At 71.5% G+C, this 18,429-nt stretch carries 12 protein-coding genes, 1 pseudogene and 1 CRISPR repeat array (1 of these 14 cut by a window edge); of the genes and pseudogenes, 11 read left to right on the plus strand and 2 right to left on the minus strand.

The features are described from left to right. The first annotated feature begins 363 nt into the window (after positions 1–363). A complete protein-coding gene (locus QZ607_RS11890) occupies positions 364–756 on the plus strand; it encodes a ferritin-like domain-containing protein (RefSeq protein ID WP_295882853.1) in 393 nt (130 codons plus the stop codon). Between the two features lie 12 nt (positions 757–768). Continuing rightward, positions 769–1,596: a family 1 encapsulin nanocompartment shell protein gene (locus QZ607_RS11895; RefSeq protein ID WP_295882854.1), complete on the plus strand. Its 828-nt coding sequence runs from the start codon at positions 769–771 to the stop codon at positions 1,594–1,596. A gap of 184 nt (positions 1,597–1,780) precedes the next feature. Here the strand turns inward: QZ607_RS11895 and QZ607_RS11900 are convergent, their stop codons facing one another. Beyond that, positions 1,781–2,131, minus strand: a complete 351-nt coding sequence (locus QZ607_RS11900; RefSeq protein WP_295882855.1) for a DUF3330 domain-containing protein — start codon at positions 2,129–2,131, stop codon at positions 1,781–1,783. 278 nt (positions 2,132–2,409) lie between these two features. Here QZ607_RS11900 and QZ607_RS11905 point away from each other — a divergent pair, with 278 nt between their 5' ends. The 4 genes from QZ607_RS11905 to QZ607_RS11920 all read left to right on the plus strand — a co-directional run bounded on the left by QZ607_RS11905 (position 2,410) and on the right by QZ607_RS11920 (position 4,950). Continuing rightward, positions 2,410–2,736 carry a hypothetical protein gene (locus QZ607_RS11905; RefSeq protein WP_295882856.1) on the plus strand — a complete coding sequence of 109 codons (327 nt, stop codon included), beginning with the start codon at positions 2,410–2,412 and terminating at the stop codon, positions 2,734–2,736. A 268-nt stretch (positions 2,737–3,004) separates the two neighbouring features. Further along, positions 3,005–3,697 (plus strand): hypothetical protein, encoded by a 693-nt coding sequence (locus QZ607_RS11910; protein ID WP_295882857.1) that lies wholly within the window; start codon positions 3,005–3,007, stop codon positions 3,695–3,697. 228 nt (positions 3,698–3,925) lie between these two features. Further along, the gene (locus QZ607_RS11915; RefSeq protein WP_295882858.1) at positions 3,926–4,411 is read left to right on the plus strand and encodes a hypothetical protein; all 486 of its coding nucleotides are present in this window, start codon (positions 3,926–3,928) and stop codon (positions 4,409–4,411) included. A gap of 113 nt (positions 4,412–4,524) precedes the next feature. Further along, entirely contained in the window at positions 4,525–4,950 is a 426-nt protein-coding gene (locus tag QZ607_RS11920; RefSeq protein ID WP_295882859.1) for a hypothetical protein, read from the plus strand. Between the two features lie 126 nt (positions 4,951–5,076). On the opposite strand, the pseudogene QZ607_RS25845 reads toward QZ607_RS11920, so the two are convergent. Further along, positions 5,077–5,172 (minus strand): annotated as a pseudogene (locus QZ607_RS25845) (hypothetical protein); the annotation flags it as partial. Positions 5,173–5,751: 579 nt separating this feature from the next. Between QZ607_RS25845 and cas6 the strand changes: the two are divergent. The 5 genes from cas6 (at position 5,752) to QZ607_RS11945 (ending at position 17,538) form a co-directional block, all read left to right on the plus strand. Next, entirely contained in the window at positions 5,752–6,699 is a 948-nt protein-coding gene (gene cas6, locus QZ607_RS11925; protein ID WP_295882861.1) for a CRISPR system precrRNA processing endoribonuclease RAMP protein Cas6, read from the plus strand. Positions 6,700–6,785: 86 nt separating this feature from the next. Continuing rightward, positions 6,786–9,722, plus strand: a complete 2,937-nt coding sequence (locus QZ607_RS11930; RefSeq protein ID WP_295882862.1) for a hypothetical protein — start codon at positions 6,786–6,788, stop codon at positions 9,720–9,722. 12 nt (positions 9,723–9,734) lie between these two features. Then, entirely contained in the window at positions 9,735–11,351 is a 1,617-nt protein-coding gene (locus QZ607_RS11935; RefSeq protein ID WP_295882863.1) for a hypothetical protein, read from the plus strand. Then, positions 11,348–13,294 (plus strand): hypothetical protein, encoded by a 1,947-nt coding sequence (locus QZ607_RS11940; RefSeq protein ID WP_295882864.1) that lies wholly within the window; start codon positions 11,348–11,350, stop codon positions 13,292–13,294. Before QZ607_RS11935 ends, QZ607_RS11940 begins: the two co-directional genes overlap by 4 nt. Continuing rightward, entirely contained in the window at positions 13,291–17,538 is a 4,248-nt protein-coding gene (locus QZ607_RS11945; protein WP_295882865.1) for an RAMP superfamily CRISPR-associated protein, read from the plus strand. The genes QZ607_RS11940 and QZ607_RS11945 overlap by 4 nt, the downstream gene beginning before the upstream one ends. Before the next feature lie 192 nt (positions 17,539–17,730). After that, a CRISPR array of direct repeats spans positions 17,731–18,429; the repeat unit is 36 nt; unit sequence GTCCGAACGACGCCCCGAATTAGAGGGGGTTACGAC; it runs 1,424 nt beyond the window's last position.

An 18,429-nucleotide genomic window follows, 5' to 3' on the forward strand; every position in this document is an offset into this window, starting at 1 on the left:
CAAGCCGCCCGACACCGGGGCGACTGTCTCCGGGGCATCTGTCTCCGGGGCGACTGCCTCCGGCCCCGTCCCGGCGCTGCTGGTCAGGGAGACGGCCGGCGCCGCAGTGCGCCGCTGCTCGCCGAGCTTGCGCACAGCCCGGTGCCAATGCCCCGCGCGCCGGGGTATATGCCCCGGGGCGAGCGGCCTGGTCCGAGTGCATGGGCGCACACTCCTCGGCGTCCGCAGCTCAGATGGGGCCGCAGGCGCCCCATGTGCGAGGCCGCAAGCGACCGATGCGCCTGATGCGCCCACGCTGGCATCGCCTTTGCTCCAGGGCTGGAAGCAATCTGTCGTACACCCGACCCCGGAGGAGGCAAGTCCATGCCAGGCGCATCCAAGACCCTGCACGAGGCCCGCACCGACCTGAGCGGTGAGACGCTCGACCTGCACCGGGCGCTCACGTCCCTGCAGGAGGAGCTGGAAGCGGTGGACTGGTACCGCCAGCGCGCCGACGCCTGCGACGACACCGCTCTGCGGGACGTCCTGCTGCACAACATGCGCGAGGAGATCGAGCACGCGGCCATGGTGCTGGAATGGCTGCGTCGCAACGACAACAGCTTCGATGAGCACCTGCGCACCTACCTCTTCACCGAGGTGCCCATCACCGAGGCGGAGGAGGCGGCCACCGATGCCGGCGGCGAAACCCCGACGGCACCGAAGCCCAGAGCACCGGCGCCGCCGGGCCTGACGCTGGGCAGCCTGAAAGCCGGTTAGGAGGTCATCGTGATGTCGGACTTGAATCGTGATGCCGCCGGTTTGGATGACGGTATTTGGGAACGCATCGACGCTGCTGCCCTGGAGGCCGCCGCCGAGCGGCTCACTGCGCGCCGGTTCCTGGAGGTGGACGGCCCCTACGGACTCGGCCTCACCAGCCTGGAGAGCGGGCCGGAGGCGCGCATCGCCGACCCCGACGCGGCATCCGCCGACGCGGAGCTGGCAGCCACCGTCGGCAGTCGCGCGCTGCCGGTGCCGATGCTGCAGCAGCCCTGCGCGCTCAGCGTGCGGCGTGTGGAAGGTCACCGCCAGCTCTCCCTGCCGCTGGACCTGCGGCCCGTGGAAGACGCCGCCGAGGCCGTCGCCCGGCGCGAAGAGCGGATGATCTACCACGGCGTGCCGCAGCTCGGCCTGGATGGACTCACCACCGTGGAAGGCCGCGCCGAGGCCCCCTGCGGCGACTGGAGCGACCTGTCCCGTGCGCTGGGCGATGTGCTCGAAGCCGTGAACCGCCTGGACGCCAACGGCTTCGGCGGCCCCTACGCCCTGGCGCTGGCCCCGGCGCGCTACAACGCGCTGTTCCGGCGTCTGGAGGGCAGCGACATGCTGCAGGTGGACCACCTGCGCCGCCTCTGCGAAGCGGGGCTGTACAAGGCCCCGGTGGACGGCGGTGTGCTCGTGGACACCCGCGCGGGGACGCTCACCGTCGGGCAGGACCTGCGGGTGGGCTTCTCAGCCAACGACGGCGTGCACCTCAAGCTCTTCGTGTCCGAGAGCCTGGTGCTGCTGCTGGACGACCCTGCCGCCATCTGCACCCTGACGCCGAGCTCGACGCGTTGACACGCGGGCGGCCGTGGTCGGCGCCGCGACAGTCGCGCGCCGACACAGCAATTGAGGCGGGAGAGGCTCAAGGCCAGCCCCGGCGCCCGACGGGCGGTGTTGGCGCAGGGCACGTGCCTGCCACCGCCCGGTTGCATCATCCGCGTGGTGATCGGCCGGGCCTGGATCTGGCCTGCGCCGAGGCTTACGGACCGGCGCTGCCGCGGTCGGCCGCGTCCGTGCGATGCGCCTGCTCCCAGGCGGCGTGGCATTCCGGCGAGCAGAAATAGACGATGTAGTCCTGCCCCTCGGCGGCGAGGGCCTCGTCCGCGGGGATCTGCACCCGGCATTCGGCGCACTCGAGGGTCTCGGGTAGCGCCTCCCGGTGCTGCTCCGCCGGCGCAGTGGGCGCGCCGGGGGCTGCTTGCGGCGCGTCTGCCGTGTCAGCGGCTGCTTCAGTGTCCGGCGGCGCATCCGGCCCGGCACCCTGCTCGGGGTGCTCTTGGGCGGGCGCTTGGTCGTGGGCCTTGCGGCTGCGGTCGTGCTGCGTGGTCATGCTGGTGGCTCGTGGTCATCGTTATGGGCATTTCCAGCAAATGCCGGACCAGCCGCGCCTGAGCAGCCGCCGCAGCCCGCGCGGGTGCGGCAACGGCCTGCGCCATTGAACGCGCGGCAGGATCGCCGAGGCACGCCGCAGTCCCGGCAGAAACACGCCTTGCACGCGCTTTGCAGACTCCCGGCGAGCCGCAGCCACGGGCACAGCCGAGGGCACCCCGCCGGTCCTCGCGGCGCCACCCACCACCAGTCACCCACGACCAGCCACAGGGACATCCCATGCGCAAGACATCCTTAGCCAAGTTGAGCCTGCCCGCCGCCGCACTGCTGCCCGCCGCACTGCTGGCCGCAGGGCCCAACGCAGTGCCAGAGGATTGCCGCTTCGACGCCGCCGCGGCCCAGGGCGCCACCGCCACCATGGCCTGTTACGCCGCGCTGGACACCAACGGCGACGGCAGCCTCTCGCAACAGGAAGCCCAGGTCCTGCCCCGGTTGGACGGGCGCTTCGACACGCTGGACGCCGATGGCTCCGGCCTGCTGAGTCCGGATGAGTTCCAGGGTGGCGTGCACAGCCCGAGCCAACGCGGTGGCGGCAAGGGCGTCTGACCTGCAGCCGCCCTCAGCGCAGCCACCGGAAGCTTGGCCACGCCGGGTGCTTTGCCCCGCGGCTGCGGCAAATCCACCCGCCGGCGGCGCAGATCCATGGCTCTGCGCGGCCCTAGATCGGCCGTTCCAACGGCGCCCTTGACGCGCCGCGCCCGTGCAGCGCATCACCGGGTCGGTCTGCGCCTGTCCGCCCCAGCTGCCCTGGCGTCAGCCTTGCTTGGGAGGAGTAACGAATGAGCAACTGCGTCCACGGAGGCCCAGCAGCACCATGAACGACGACACCACCACCGCGCCCAGCGCCGCAGACGATCAGGCCTGCGCCGACGCCGCAGCCGACGCCGACACCACCCGCGTCGCACTGGTGGCCTTCTACGCCGACGCCGAGGCCGCCCACCGCCGCCTGGACCTGCTCATGCGCAACGAGGCACCCATGGACCGCATCTCGGTGCTCGGGCGCGCCGATGCCAGCGGCGACGACCCACTCGGCATCTACTACGCCGGCACCGGGGAGCGCATGCGCGGCTGGGGCGGGCTGGGTGCCTTCTGGGGCGGCATCTTCGGGCTCCTGAGCGGCGCCGCGGGGATGTTCGTGCTGCCGGGCGTGGGCCCGATGGTGGCCGCGGGGCCCCTGGTGGGCTCCCTCACCGGCGCCGCCGTGGGTGCCGGCGCCGGCGCTGCGGTGATGGCCGGCGCCGGTGCCGGGCAGCAGCTCGCCGTCGCCATTCACCGCATGGGCATCCCCGAGTCCTGCATCGACGACATGCAGACGCGCCTGACCCAGGGCGAGACCATGCTCATGCTGATCCTCGCACCGGACGAGGCCGAGCGCTGGCGCCCACTGCTGGACGCGCGCACGCCACCGGCGGACGCGAACGGCGCCGCGGCGGACCTGCCCCGGCCCGCGGCGCTCTGGAAGCTCCCCTTCACCGGCGTCGCCGAGGCGGTCCGCGAAACCCTGTGAGGCCGAGCGCGACGGCCCCGCGGCAGCGCACACCGGGCAGGCCCCGCCCGCCGCAGCGCCCGACCTGCGCATCCCGCCCGCCACGGCCGGCGCCGCGCAGTGAGCCCCTGCCGGCCGCGCGCCGCGCCTGACGCATGTCCGGCGCGACCTTTGCTTCATCGCCAGGCAGAGCGGATCCGCCAAGGGTCCGCACGCAACCCCAAGCCACAGCCCACACGGGAGACCAACATGTCCACAACCCTGTACATCCGCGCCGGCGAGCCCACCGCGGGCCGCCGGCTTATCGACGAGCTCCTCGGCCAGGGCTTCGAGCCCGGGCAGCTGCACGCCTACGGCAAGCAGCTCCCGGGCGGCCTGCCGGTGGAAGGGACCCACTGGCGCAACGCCTTCATGGCCTTCCTGCCCGGCGCCGTGGTGGGCGCCGTGGCGCTGCCCTTCCTGTGGCCCGTGCTCTTCAAGACGCCGGGCACGGTCGAGGTGCTGCTGCTGGCCGGTATCGGCGCCGTTATCGCCGGCGGCTGGTCGCTGCTGCACGAGCGTCGCAAGGCATCGCCGATGAACGCCCAACGGCAGGCCATGCGCCGCGGCGAGCTGATGGTCGCCGCGGCTGTGGACGAGGACCGGCGCGGGGATGTCGAGCAGCGCATCCGCCAGGAGCACCCGGAGATGGACCTGCTCGGGTCGGACCCGGCAGGCCAGGGCCGCAGCGGCTGAGCGCGAGCAGGCGCCCGGCAGAACGGCATCCCGGAGCCGGAGCAGCTCCCCTGCGAGGTCTACGTCAAGGACGGCGACACCTGCGTCGCCGTCAAGGTGGTCAACGAGCCGGAATGGGCGGATTGGTGCGCTGGCTGCGTGCCAAGCACCCCAAGGCCCCGGCCGCGGAGCCCGTCGTCCGCCGCACCCGCCAGCGCATCGCCCGCGAAGAGACCGGCAAGCAGATGGAGCGGCTGCGCGGCGGCGGCCGCGCCGTCATCCACGCCACCTTCACCGTTGAGCGCCCATCACCCGGCATGGTGCGCCTGTCCCTGTTCTGCCCCGCCACCCCCGCCTTCCCCGAGGCCCTGCACATCGAGGTCAACCTGCGCGCCGAGCGCATTGCAGAAAGCTGGCGTGACCAATACGCCATGGAATCGGCCATGACCGCCTACGTCATGGGCACCCCCCTCAACTGGCAGAAGCAGCGCATCGGCGAAGAAGACGCCGCCCAGGAGATCTGGGTGGTCTCCCTCAAGCCGTTTGCCATTTACAGCTGACGCTGGACATTGAGCGAAGGCTTTAAGCGGCGATTGCCTTGCCAACAGCCGGGCTGCCCGGCGGCGCAGATGTCGCTGTTGTTGGTTTCTGGTGCTGCGCACATGCGCATCGCGAAATGCCCGCAACACCGCGTCCGTCCGGGTTTGGTACCCGGCGCCTTGGGCCTCGAGCCACGTCAGAACGTCGGCCTCGATCAGGATTCCATCCGAACGTGAGCGCACCTGCGTAGTCAGGGCTTCCAGCCCTGATTGTGTCAGGCCAGGATGGCCTGACTACGCAGTCAGCCGCCCGGGTGGTCGAAGTTACGATCAAGGCCAGAACGTCGTCATCGACGCCGAGCGCGAGCTGTGTCTTGGGTGTCGGCACCGGCAAGCCCTGATGAGCCAGCGCGTCCGCCCAGTCTTCCGGAGACGTCTCCGGGGCGTCTTCGGTGAGCAGGACGGCCGACTCTGGCTGGGGGCGAAGTCCGTCCCAGTCGGTGTTGCCGTCAGCGCCCTTTTCGGTAGCGCTGCGACCAAGCTTTTTGCTCATGAGCTGCTGCCTTACGAGCTGAAATGAGTTGAGACTGGTCGCCCGCTGCGCCGCGGGGCATCCACACGACGAACAGGGCGACACCGTAGATCACTCCCATCGTTCACGGGCACCACATGGACCGATCCGCCGTTCTGTGCGCCGGTGTGAAGGTCCGCCGTCCCGTCAGGCGCGCAGACAGGGGTCGAATCGGGCTCGCCAAGCGGCCCTTGCGGCGTGTTCAATAGCGTCCCGGCCCCTGAGCAGCACGACCCCAACACGAGGCAGGGATGGACGACCTCTACTTTCCACCCGTGGCGCGGTTTCGCTTCAGCGTCACCGCCACCACCGCCGTCGAGCTGCCGCCCTACACCGGCTCCATGTGGCGCGGTGTACTGGCGACGGCGCTGCGCCAAAGCGTCTGCGTGCCGCGACAGCCCACCTGCGAGGGCTGTCTCATCACCGGCTTCTGCGCCTTCTATCGCTTCTTCGAGCAGGGCGCGCGTACCGACCCCGCCGAGCCGCGCTACGCGGACAACAGCCCGCCCTTCGTGCTGACGCCGCCGCCGGGCGACCGGACCCTGGCGCCGGGAGAGCCCCTTGCACTGTGCCTCACCATCATCGGCGACAGCATCGACTGGCTGCCCTACTGGATCTATGCCTTCCAGCGCGCCGGCGCGCTTGGCATCGGCCGCGGGCGCGGGCGCTTCGTGCTCACGCAGGTGGCGCAGGAGACCGCGCTCGGCACCGATGCCTGGCGGCCCATCTGGCACCCCGGTGCCGACGACTGCACGCTGCTGGAGCCCGCCGCCGTACCCATCCCGGAGCCCCCCGCCGCCGCCGACATCGCGCTGCTGACACCGCTGCGCATCAAGCGCCGGGGCGACTGGGTGACGCCGGCGGACTTCACCGCCGCCGAATTTCTGTATCACCTCTGCCGGCGTCTGGAGCGCTTGGAGGCCCAGTTCGGTCAGGGACAGCCAGGCAGGCTCTGGGACGCCCAGCGTGAGCGAATCCGCGCCCTGCCGCCCGCAACCACCGCGCTCACCTGGCACGACTGGACCCGCTGGTCCTCACGCCAACAGCAGCACATGAAGCTCGGCGGCCTCATGGGCCGGTTCCGGCTGCCGAATGGCGCACTGGCGGACCTGTGGCCGCTCATCTGGCTCGGCCAGTACCTGCACATCGGCAAGAACACCAGCTTCGGCCTTGGTGCATACCGTATTGCGGCGGAGTAACCTAGCCCTGTCGTGCCCGGATGCAGACGCCGGGGCGAGCCGCCAAGGCGCCGCCGGTGCGCCGAACGGAGACACGGGAGACGCACATGGGACACATGTTGCTGCTGGCCCCGCGGGAGACACGGGACGCAATCCGAGACGCAGTGGGCGAGGCTTTCCATGAGCCCGGCCTCACAATCCCGGACCTGAGCCGGGACGGATACCCGGACCTGGAGCCCGGCGACGCCCTGCCGCCGCAACAAGCCCTGGCGCTCGCCGGGCAGCACCCCAAGGCCGCACGCATCCTGATCGCAGCACTGCGCTGCACCGCGGCCCTCGCCCGGCTGCGGGACGCGGGCTATGCCGCCGAGCGCGCGGGCAACCGGGTCTACGGCGGCGATGCGAGCGCGCAAGAGATCGCCGCCCTGCCCGGTGACACCTTACTGGAGCAGCTGGTGGGCTGGGCCAGGGCAGACCCGCAGGCCGATCAGCTCGCCGACGCCCTCCACATCGAGGCCTGGCAACGCGATGGCTGGGCCGGGCTCTCGGCCAAGGGTGTCGCCCCGCATGCCGCGATGCGGCTCGCGCCGACCCGGCCGCACCGCCAAATCATCGCCGCCGACGGCCCGCTCGTCATACGCCATGAGCTGGATGACCTCACCCTCGCGGTCATCGAAGCCGCGTCCCCGGCCCCATTGAGCAAGCCCGACGTTGCCGAGCTGATCCGCCTGCTCCAGCTCCCCACGGATACACTCGGCGACACGGGACAGCACACCGACAACTGCCCGGCCGCCGCGAACCCGGGCGACTATGCGTGGGCGCAGTGCCGCCACCAGCCCGTGCAACTGCGGCCCGTGCTGCTGCTGCACCAGCGCGGCGGCGAGGCGGGCCCCGCCAACACCGGCGCCATCGAATATCTCGGCGGTCGCGAGCATCTGCCTTGGCTCGCCCGGCTGCTCGCCGACCCGGCGCTGAGCCCGGCCTTCGACCTCTGCCTGACCGCTGGCCGCCACCGCGTTCGGCTGTGGGCGCAGCCCGCCGCCGGCACCGACGCCGCACAGGTGGACGCCCTGATCTCGCGCCTGCTGCAGGTGGTGCTGGTCACCGGCCGCCCGCTGCGGGAGTACAGCTGTACCTTCTACCTGCCGCTGGACCTGTATCTCGACGACGAGCTGCTGCGCCCCGAGCAGTCCCCACCGGCGAGCCTGACACCGCCGGCACCGATCGAGCGGCACCGCATCGCCGGCGGCGCGCAGGCGGCGATGCGGCTGCGGGACGTCATCGATGCGGCGGACCACAGCGATAACCACCGCGCGCTCGCGTGCCGGCTGTCGCGGCTGCAATTCGCACCGCACGAGAAGGTCGTGCCGGATGGCGTCACGGGCGAGCAGCTCGCCGAGGCCCAGGCCATCCTCTATTTTCTGCCGGCGCTTCAGGCCCGGGTCTTCGACACCGCCGACGAAGCCCGCGCGGAGGCCGACCACGGCGACCAGTCCCACCACGACGGCATCCGCCACTGGCGCCTGCCGCAGGATGCGGTCCGGGGCGCCGAGCTGAAGGTCTTGTTCGACGCCGACCCGCGCGCAGCACCGCACCACGGCATCGACGAGATCACCGCCGCCGTGCAGGACATCTCTCTGTTCGGCTACACCAACGGCCTGCATGTGCTCGCCGTGCGGGTGGGCTTTGCGGATGCCGAGGCCCGGCAGGCCCGCTGCTTCGCCGGCACCGGTGCGGACTGGTGGCATCCGCTGCTCGGCTGGCGGTCCGCGCCGGTGTCGGCGCCGGGGCAAGGCTGGGACACCCTCGACCAGGACCACCAGACCTGCCGCGCGCCGAACCCGGAGCGGCTCCAGGCCGAGCGCTGGCTCACCTTCACCAAAGGCGCACGCCTGCTGCGCCCAGCCTTCGCCCAGCAGGGTCTGGAGAAGAAGATCCAGCGCGTGCGTCTGCGGCTCGGCGACGCCGACCCCGAATTCCATCGCGAGGCCCTGTCGCCGGTACTGCTGCACCTGCTGACCCGGCTCACGGGCTGGGACTTCTCGTCCCCGTCCTCGGAGCAGCACAGGCGCCTCCTTCAGATCCGCGACGACCGCATGGTGGTGAACGTCGCCTACGCCCTTGCCGGACCACCGCCGTCCGCAGACCCTGCCGCACGCGACGCCCTGGAGCGGCTGTTCAGCCTGGCGTTGTTCGTGGACCAAGCCGCGGACGGCGTCGCCTCCCAGGGTGGCTATGCCTACGACCGCGACTTCACGCGCGCGCAGCTCGCCGCATGCGTCAATCGGCGCTGGGCCGGGCTCGGCAGCCTCTACGGCTCCACCCAATACTCACAGGCGGCGCTCGGCGTCGGCGACTACTTCGCAGGCCCCGTGGCCCGGCTACACGTACCCGACATCCACGGCCGCCTGCTCCTGCTGGTGCTCTGCCACGACCTGACGCTCACCTGGCTGGACCGCTGCATCACCCGCATCACCCACAACCTGGGCGGGCTGGAGCCGGCGCCCGTCACCGAGCCCGAGCCGCTGGACGCAGTCGCGGCCCAGCTCGCCGGCTTCCAGCAGCGCTTCATCCGCTTCACCAACGACCACTGGTTCCGCACCGTCACGGCCCAGACCCAGGGCCTGGAGACCCACCGGCTCATGACCCGCGCCTTCGGGCTCGACGCGAAATACGAGCTGGTAAAGGACAAGATCGAGCGCTCCCACGACAGCATCGGCCAGCTCCGCGACCGCGTGCGGGACGACGAATCCCACCACCAGACGCGGCTCGCCACGGCGCTCGGCCGCTGGGGACCACCGCTCGCCCTCGCGGCGCTGCTGCTCGCCCTGCTTCAGATCCCAGCCCACACCGCGGACACCCTGAACGCCCTCGAGACCTACCACCTGGTGCGTACCAAGCTCCGCGCCCTGGAGCTGGGGGCTTTCCTGCGGGCCAACTGGAACTTCGTCGCCGCAGCCGGCGTGCTCGCTTTTGCCGTCATTGTCTGGCTGGTGAAGCGCCCCGGCCACGCCGACCGTCACCGCGGCCGCCGGCGCCGCTGAGGAGACCTGCCCATGACGGCACATCTGCTGCGCATCGAGGCCATTAACCTGGACCAGGTGCTGGCCGACACCGACCAGCTGAGCGTTATCCGCGGCGGCGGCCTGCTTGCGCTGCACGCCGTGCAACTGCGCGACCCCGCCGGCACCCGGCCCCTCCCGGTCCGCATCGACAGCGACGCCGGCCCCCTCGACGTGGCGCTGGAGTCCATCTCCCTCGGCGCCTCCGTCGGCCTTTACCGCTTTGCGCTGCCCGCCGGCCGGGCGGCCCTCGCGGCACGCGTGGTGGACAGCGTCGCCGAACAGCTCGGCAGCCATTACCCCCACCACAACTGCGTCGTCGACAGCGAGCCCTTGGGCGACGACCCCGCCGATTTCCGCAAGGCCCGGGAGCGGCTCATCGCCCGGCAGCGCCTGCGCCAGCTCCGCCAGCCGACGCCGGTGCTGGTCGCCGAGCCCGGCCCATGCCCCTGCGCCTGGGACGACCTGCGCCCGGCCGCCGTCGAGCAGCCGCGCAAGCCGGGCGCCGACGGCGATGCGCGCTCGGCCTGGCTCAGCGCCTCCGTGCACCACCGCTATGCCTATGGTCGGGAGCAGAAACAGGGCTTTCTCAACGACACCACCGGGCTCGACCTCCAGTACACCGAGGATTTCGAGACCCTCGCCGGTCGCTTCCACGACCGTCGGCTCCAGCACAAGCTCGCGGTGCTCTACTTCGACGGCAATGATTTCGGCAAGCTGCAAGCCGGCTGCCACAGCCGGGCGTCGCTGAAGGCGTTCGACGACCAGCTCCGCGCGGCACGCAAACTGCTGCTGCGCCGGCTGCTGAATCACCTGGCCGGCAATGACGACGCCTTCTACCGGCCCCCGGACCAGCCCGACACGGAGCCGCGCCTGCGCTTCGAGCTGCTGCTCTGGGGCGGCGACGAGCTGCTGTTCGTGGTGCCCGCCTGGCTCGGGCTCGACGCCCTGTTCTGCACCTACCGCGCCATGGCCGACTGGACCTGGCAGGACCCGCAGGCGTGCGCGCCCTCCGGCAAGCCCCCGCCTCCCAAACACCTCACCCATGCCGGTGCGCTCATCTTCTGCGACCGCAAGACCCCCATCGACCGCATGACCCAGCTCGCCCGCGACCTCGCCGAGCAGGGCGTCAAGGCGGCCCCGCACGGCGGCCGTGACCACAACCTGTTCGAATACCTGATCCTGGAGTCCATCGACTTCCCCGCCGAGCCGCCGGCGACCTATTTCAGGCGCCGCTATCGCCACCTGAGCAGCGAGCGCCGCCCCCTGTCGCCGCTGCCCGAGGCCGCCGCCTGCATCGCCGAGCTGGCCCGGCTGCGCGACGCCGGTCGCATCCCCCACGGCCCCCTGCACGAGGGCGCCCTGCGCATCGCCCGCGGCGACGACTGCGCGGCGCCGGCCGACGCCGCCGGAGCGCTGATGGCGGACCTGGAGCGCCGCGTCGCCGCCGCCGGCGACGACGCCGAGCGCGACCTGACACAGCTCACGGCCACGCTCAAGCGGCTCTTCCCGCAGGAGCGGCAGACGGATGCCTGGCGCTGGGTGCACCTGGCGGAGCTCTGGGACTACCTCGGCCCGCGCCGGCCCGCACGCGCGGAAGGCGGCGCATGACCCGTCACCGCTTCACCGTCACACTGGACGTGCAGGGGCCGGTGCTGAGCCGCGCCGTCGCCACCGGCGGCCTCGGCATCGACGCCCTGGCGCTGCGCGACCGCCACGGCCGGCCCGCCCTGCCGGGCACGCTGCTGCGCGGCATGCTGCGCCACGCCTGGGGCGACATCGGCGTGGCGCCGAGCCTGGTGCAACAGTACCTGGGCGGCGACGTCGAGAGCGCGCTGAAGCCCGACAAGGAGCCGGACGCCTATCGCCTGCCGCGCGCCCCACTGCGCTTCGCGGAGCACTTCATCGCCGACCCCGCCGACGCCCGCGCGGGCTTCCGCCACCGCATCCGTGTGGAGCCGGACACCGGCGCCGTCACCGGCGGCGGGCTGGTGCTCATCGAGAGCCTGTTCGCCCCCGGGCAGCGCGTGCGCTTTACGGGCTGGGTGGAGCTGCGCCTGCCCGCCGATGCCGATGCCGATGCCGCCGCCGGCGCAACGACGGACGCCCACCGGGAGGTCGATGCCGACCATCTCCGCCGGCTCCGCCGCCTGCTGGAGAAGGGCTTCGCCTGGCTGCCGGCGGTGGGGGCGCACAAGGGCGTCGGCTTCGGCCGGGTGCTCGGGGCGCAGGTGGCGGTCGCCTGCGCCCATACACCCGCCCCGGCCGCGGGCCGCCCGGCGGCACCGAGCATCCTCCCGGCCGCGCTGCGCGCTGTGCCGGAGGGGGCCGCCAGCGCCCCCTTTGCCGTCGGCCTCAAGCTGCTGCCGGAGGCGCCGTTCTGCTTTCCGCTGCCGGGGCCCAAGGGCAGCCTCGGCAACCGTTTCCGCAGCGCCGACGCCATCCCCGGCGCCGCACTCAAGGCCGCGCTGGCGGCGGTGTGGCCGGCGGGCCGGCTGCGCGCGCGCTACTTCGACAGCATGCGCATCACCCAGGCCCTGCCCGCGCAAGGCGAGCAGCGCCCACTGGCCGTCCCGGCGAGCCTCGCCGTGGTGGGCGCGACCAGCCACGCACAGTTGGCGGACTTCGCCCTGCACCCGGCAAGCGCGCTGAAGCAGGACCCGGCGCCGCGCTTCGCCCCCGACTGGAAGGCGCCCGAGCGGCGCCGTGCCCGGAGCCGCTGCGGCTGGCCGGACCCACCGCCCGAGCGGGCGCTGGTGGTGCGCAACGCCATCGACCCCGAGCGCGGCACCGTGCGCTTCAACCGCGCCGCCGACGGCGGCCTGCTCTTCTCTATGGAAACCGTGGTGCCGGACGGCTGCCTCTGGCTCGCCAACCTGAGCATCCCCGATGTCGCCGCCGCGGATCGCGTGCCCCTGCTGGACCTGCTGGAGTCGCTGCTGAAGCCCGGCCTCGGCCCCCTCGGCAAGACCAGGGTCTTCGCCGCCGTGGAGGCGGCGGCGGCGCCCTGGCGCCTGCGCGGCACCGGCGTGCACGACCGGTTGCTGCTGGACGACGGCCGCTGCGTGCTGAGCCTGCAATCCCGGGCCCTGCTGCTGCCGCGCGGGCTGGCCATCCCGTGCGTCAACGGCGGGGCGGCCCTGGCCCAAGCCTATGCCGCAGCCTTTCATGACCTCTCCGGCGGCAGCCTGGCGCTTCAGGACCATTTCGCCACCGAGGCCTTCGGCGGCGGCAACTACTGGTGGCACGACGCGCGCCGCCGCGCCGAGCCCTACCAGCCCGTGCTCCTCACCGAGCCCGGCAGCGTGTTCGTGCTCCAGGCCGCCGCCGGCCGGCACGCGCAGGCCCGGCAATGCCTGGCGGAGTGGCTCGACCGCGGCATTCCACCCCGCGGGCTGCCGCTGCTCGGCGGTGCGCAGGCGGCGCCGCCCGCGTGGCGCCAGAACCCCTGGCTGCGCGAGAACGGCTGCGGCGAGGTGGCCCTGAACAGCAGCCTGCACCTGGACGCGCCGCCACCGGCCACTGGTGTCTTTGCAGAGACGGAGCAGCCATGACCGACGCCACCGAAGTCCCTCCAGCGCAAGCGAGCCCGTGCGGCGACGCCGCCGAAGCCTACCCCCGCGTGCGCATCCGCGGGCGCCTGCTGTGCGTCAGCCAGCTGCACATCGGCGACGGCGGTGAGCCCCAGTCCTGGCAGGCGCGCACCGACGCCGGCCTGCCCGCGCATCGCGAGCCGCCGGCGCTGAAGCAGCCCAAGGCCGCCGGCGAAGACGCCGCCGAGTCCCGCCCCTCAACCTACCACGGCGTCGCCCGTGGCTACCTGGGCTCGCCCCCCAATGCGGATGCTGCCCGCACCGATGAGGGCGTGGAGTTGGCTGGGAGCGTCGATGGCTCTGCTGGGCACGCGGACGGTTCCGGCAGGGAGGATGCCGGCGACTGCGGCGACGGCGCAGCCAGCGGCTATGATCGCCGCGACGCTGCTGCGGGCGATTGCGTCAGCGCGTGCGGTCATGACAACGATGACGACAACGAAGGGGATGCTGGGGCGCGCCGTGACAACGGCGCCGACCCCGCGGAGCTGCCCTACATCCCCGGCAGCACCCTGCGCGGCGCCCTGCGCCGGCTGCTGGACCTGCCCGACCTGGACCAGCCGGGCGCGCGGCCACTGGACCCGCTGGTGCGGTGCCTGTTCGGCTACGTCGAGGCCGCTCCCGAGCCCGGCGCAGGCACCAGGGGCGCCGACCCGGATGTCGGCGGCTTCGCCGGCAGGCTGCGCTGCTGCGACGCCCCCCTCTGCACCCTGCCGGCGGCGTCCACTGGGGCGGAGCCACCGCCCTTCTGGTGCGCGGCTCGCCACACCGCCGCCGTCCAGGGCATCGCCATCGACGCCCGCACCGGCACCGCGAGCCACCGCTTGCTCTACAGCCACGAGATCGTGCCCGCCGGCAGCGCCTTCCGCGTGGAGCTGGAAGCGGACGGCCTCACCCGCGAGCAGCTGCAAAAACTGCTCGGCCTGCTGCGACGCCTGGACGGCACCCTCGCCGCCGCCATCGGCAGCAAGGCCGGCAAGGGCTGGGGGCGGGTGCGCTGGGACGAAGGCGCGGAGGACGTGCAAGTGATCACCCCCGCGGGCCTCGCCGACTGGCTGACGGCGGATGGCGCTGAGCTGCCCTTCCGCCGCCTTGCAGACCTGGACCCGGGCGCTGCCACCGCCGTCGCGCCGGACACGGACCCGCGTCCGCTGCGCCTGTCGCTCCAGATCCTCGCCGATGGCCCCGTGCTGGTGAACGAGCCCGGCTACCGGCGCAAGCCCGACCGGCAGACCAATGCGCAACAGCCGGCTGCCGCGGCGGAGGCCGGGGCCGCTGCCAAGTCCGCTGCCGCTGAGGACGAAGACAAGGAGCATCCGCCGCAGCTGGAGCACAGCCGCCGCCCGGACGGCACGGCCATTATCCCCGGCAAGAGCCTGGTGGGCGCCCTGCGCGCCCGCGCTGAGCGTATCCTTGCCACGATGGCGCACCGGCATTTCGACGCCGCACCGGGTCCTGCGCGACAGGCGGCGCAGCGCCTCGCGCAACGCCTGTTCGGCAGCGAGAGCCGTCGCGGCGCCCTCTGGCTCGCGGACGCCGTGGACAACGGTGACACCGCTGAGCACGACCAGCGCTTTATCGCCATTGACCGCTTCAGCGGCGCCGTCAAGGGTAGTCACGGCGAGGGCGCGCTGTTCCGCGCCAAGGCCCGCAGCGACGGCAGCTACAGCACCGAGGTGCTGCTGGAGACGCACCGGCTGCGCCACCTGGAAGGCCCGCCGCCCGCCGGCGACTGGTGGAAGGGCCTGCTCTGGCTGCTGGCCCAGGACGCCGCCGACGGCGAGCTGCGCGTCGGCTGGGGCAAGGCCAAGGGCTATGGCACGCTGCGGTTGGCGCAGTCCCCCGAAGCACTGTGGGTCGCGGCCGGTGCAGCGCCTGCGGACCCGACAGACTGGCTCGCCGCCCTCTGCCGGGCGCTGCACGAGACGCTGGACGCCCTGCCGCCGCAGGCGGCACTGGACACGGCCGCTGCCGCGCAGACCGACCCGGCGCCCGCACCCAAGGCTCCTGCGCCAGCGACGTCCGACACCGAGACAGCGCCGGGCACAGACGCGCCGCCGGCCGCCGCAGTATCAGACCTCGAGCCGATCACCCCCGGGTCGCTCCCGGCCGCTGAGACACCCCCACGCGGCAAGTTCTTCCACCCACCCTACGTCTTCCTGCCCGCGACGGGCCTGGTGAACGGCGCACCCGTGCGGACCCTGGCCTGGGACGCCGCGCGCAGCCAAGACACCGACGGCGGCGCCCCCGTGCCCACCCGGCACGACCTCTGGCTCACGGGCCACCACAGCGGCCACATCGACTGCCGGCTTGAGCTGAAGACGCCGGCCTTTGTCGGTGCCCGCCAGCACGGCGGCAAGAACGAGTCCAAGCGCGCCGAGCCCTACATGCGCGGCTGCGAGCGCGCCATCCCCGGCAACAGCCTGCGCGGCATGATCGCCAGCATCGCCGAGGCCATCAGCCAGTCCGCGCTGCGGGTGCTGGAAGACAGGTATTACTCGGTGCGCAAGGACTACGACGAGGTGCAAGCTCAATCCGCGGGCGATGATCCAAGCTGGCACAAGGGCAAGCTGTACGGGTGCGGCGATGACTGGCGGGTCACGCCGCATCCAGGCAACGGCCAAGCCCCCCGGGTTCAGCTCGCCGCCATGCAACGCCTCTCGCGCCTTTGGGTGGAGCGCGTGCGCAAGAAGGAGGTCCACAAGCAGAGCGCGCCGTGGCAGGTGCGCGAGCACGCACAGAAGCACGCGGACCACACCAAGCCGAACGCTTGGCGGCCGCCGTCGCCCGGCAACGACGGCTGGAGCGTCTGGTTCGCCACCACCGCCGACGGCGCGGAGGTCGCCGAGCTCAGCTTCTCCAAGGTCTGGCGACAGGAGGTCCCCGGCACGCTGTTCGACTTCGTCACCGACCCGCCCGGCACCGACGCGGATGCCCCGGGCGCGGGGCAGGACCTGCTGCCCTGGGGCAGCCCCAATGCCGAGCGCACCGGCCTCACACCCGCAGAAGCCCTCTTCGGCGTTGTCGAGGCGGAAAAGCAGGGCGAGCAGGCCGCGGCCTTGGCCTCCCGCGTGCGCTTCTATGACGCCCTGGCTCCCACGCCTGGCGCCGTGCCCTGCTATCAGGAGGATCACGTCCTGCGCATCCTCTCCACGCCGAAGCCGCCGAGCCCCATGCTCTACTTTCACCCCAGGAACAAGCCGGGCAAGCCCGTGCACAAGCGCGATCTGCATCCGCAGCACCATCGCATCAACGGGCGCAAGCGCTACGTGCCGCACCCCAAGGCGCAGACCCATGCCGAGTTCTGGCGCTCCCGCGACACCGGGAACAAGAAAACTACTGCCAAGCAAAAGATCATCTGCCGGCCCATGAAGGCGGGCGCTGAGCTCTGGTTCCGGGTGGAATTCGATAACCTGCGCGACGACGAGCTGACGCTGCTCTGCACCGCGCTCGCCCCTGGTCAGGGCTTCCGCCATGGCCTCGGGCTCGGCAAGCCCCTCGGGCTCGGCGCCGCCGCGGTGGACATCGCCGCCGTCATGCTCACCGACCATGGCGAGCGCTATGGCACTGATGCCTGCCGCGACGGCCGCCGCTGGTACTGCGAGGAACCGGCGCGCCCGCCCGACTTGCCGGCGCGGCTGCATCCGGGCCTCCAGCCGCCGCAACAGGGCGGCTGGCGCCCCCTCGCCGACATCCTGCCCGCCGACCCCCTGACCGACCCCCACGGGCGCCTCATCGACGCCGAAACCCTGCGCCAGCTCCGCCACATCGGCAACCCAGGCGCCCTGCTCACGGACACATGGGTGCTCTACCCGCTGCTTGCGCAGCAGCTCCCGGCCTATGACGTGTCGGCGCCCAACTCGAAGAATGACCAATCCCTCAGATACTCCGAGCACAAGACCTACCAATGGTTCGTGCACAACGACCAGGCCAGCGCGCCGCAGTGCATGCATCCGGTCTTGCCCGACCGCCCCCTGCCGACGCTGCGGGCACCGGCGCCGTCCGGAGACGAGCCGGACAGCGCCGGCACACCCGGCTCCGGACCGCCCCATAAAGACGGCAACGGCAAGCAGGGCCAGACCGACCGCCAACACCCCCAAACCCAGCAAGACGCAGGCAACCGCAATGCGCGTGCGCCGAACAACCGCCGCCCGAAACAGCAGAAACGCGCTGATCTTTACCGACGCGGACGCCGAAACAACCGGTGAGCGACCGCCCAGCGCCATCCCCGCACGGCAAAGCCCGGCGCCGACAACACAGCACCCGCGGCGGGCCTGATCCACTGTCCATTTGTGCAGTCAAAATCGCCACCCTGCAAGCTAACTCTGCGGCACCCAAACCGTGTCGAAAATGAGACACCCCAAGCCATTGATCGGCGAGACGAATCCCGAAGGAACAGGGTCCGAACGACGCCCCGAATTAGAGGGGGTTACGACTTCAGCACAACTTTTTCCTTTTTATGAAATAACGTCCGAACGACGCCCCGAATTAGAGGGGGTTACGACTCTTGCATGACGATGATTTTGCTCCACCCTCCAGGTCCGAACGACGCCCCGAATTAGAGGGGGTTACGACCCAGGAATTCCGATGTACATGATCAGGGTGTTTTGTCCGAACGACGCCCCGAATTAGAGGGGGTTACGACATGTGGTCGTGGATGGGCATGACGGGTCTCCCGTGGTCCGAACGACGCCCCGAATTAGAGGGGGTTACGACACGCGCAATCGCAGCTTGTGTTTGGCGCAGTTGGGTCCGAACGACGCCCCGAATTAGAGGGGGTTACGACTTGGGCAGAATATACTTCAAAAATCCTGACGGCGTGTCCGAACGACGCCCCGAATTAGAGGGGGTTACGACAAGACTGTGCCGAACCAGATTGACGGCTTTCGTAGTCCGAACGACGCCCCGAATTAGAGGGGGTTACGACTTGTGAGGAGCATTCTTCTGGCAAAATTTACAGTGTCCGAACGACGCCCCGAATTAGAGGGGGTTACGACCCCACCATGCGGTGGAGCGAGACACATCGAAGCGTCCGAACGACGCCCCGAATTAGAGGGGGTTACGACGGCGCGGAAGACGTATCTTGACGTCTCCGCACG

Origin of the sequence: uncultured Thiohalocapsa sp. (genome assembly GCF_913063425.1) — a bacterium.
GTDB lineage: Bacteria > Pseudomonadota > Gammaproteobacteria > Chromatiales > Chromatiaceae > Thiohalocapsa.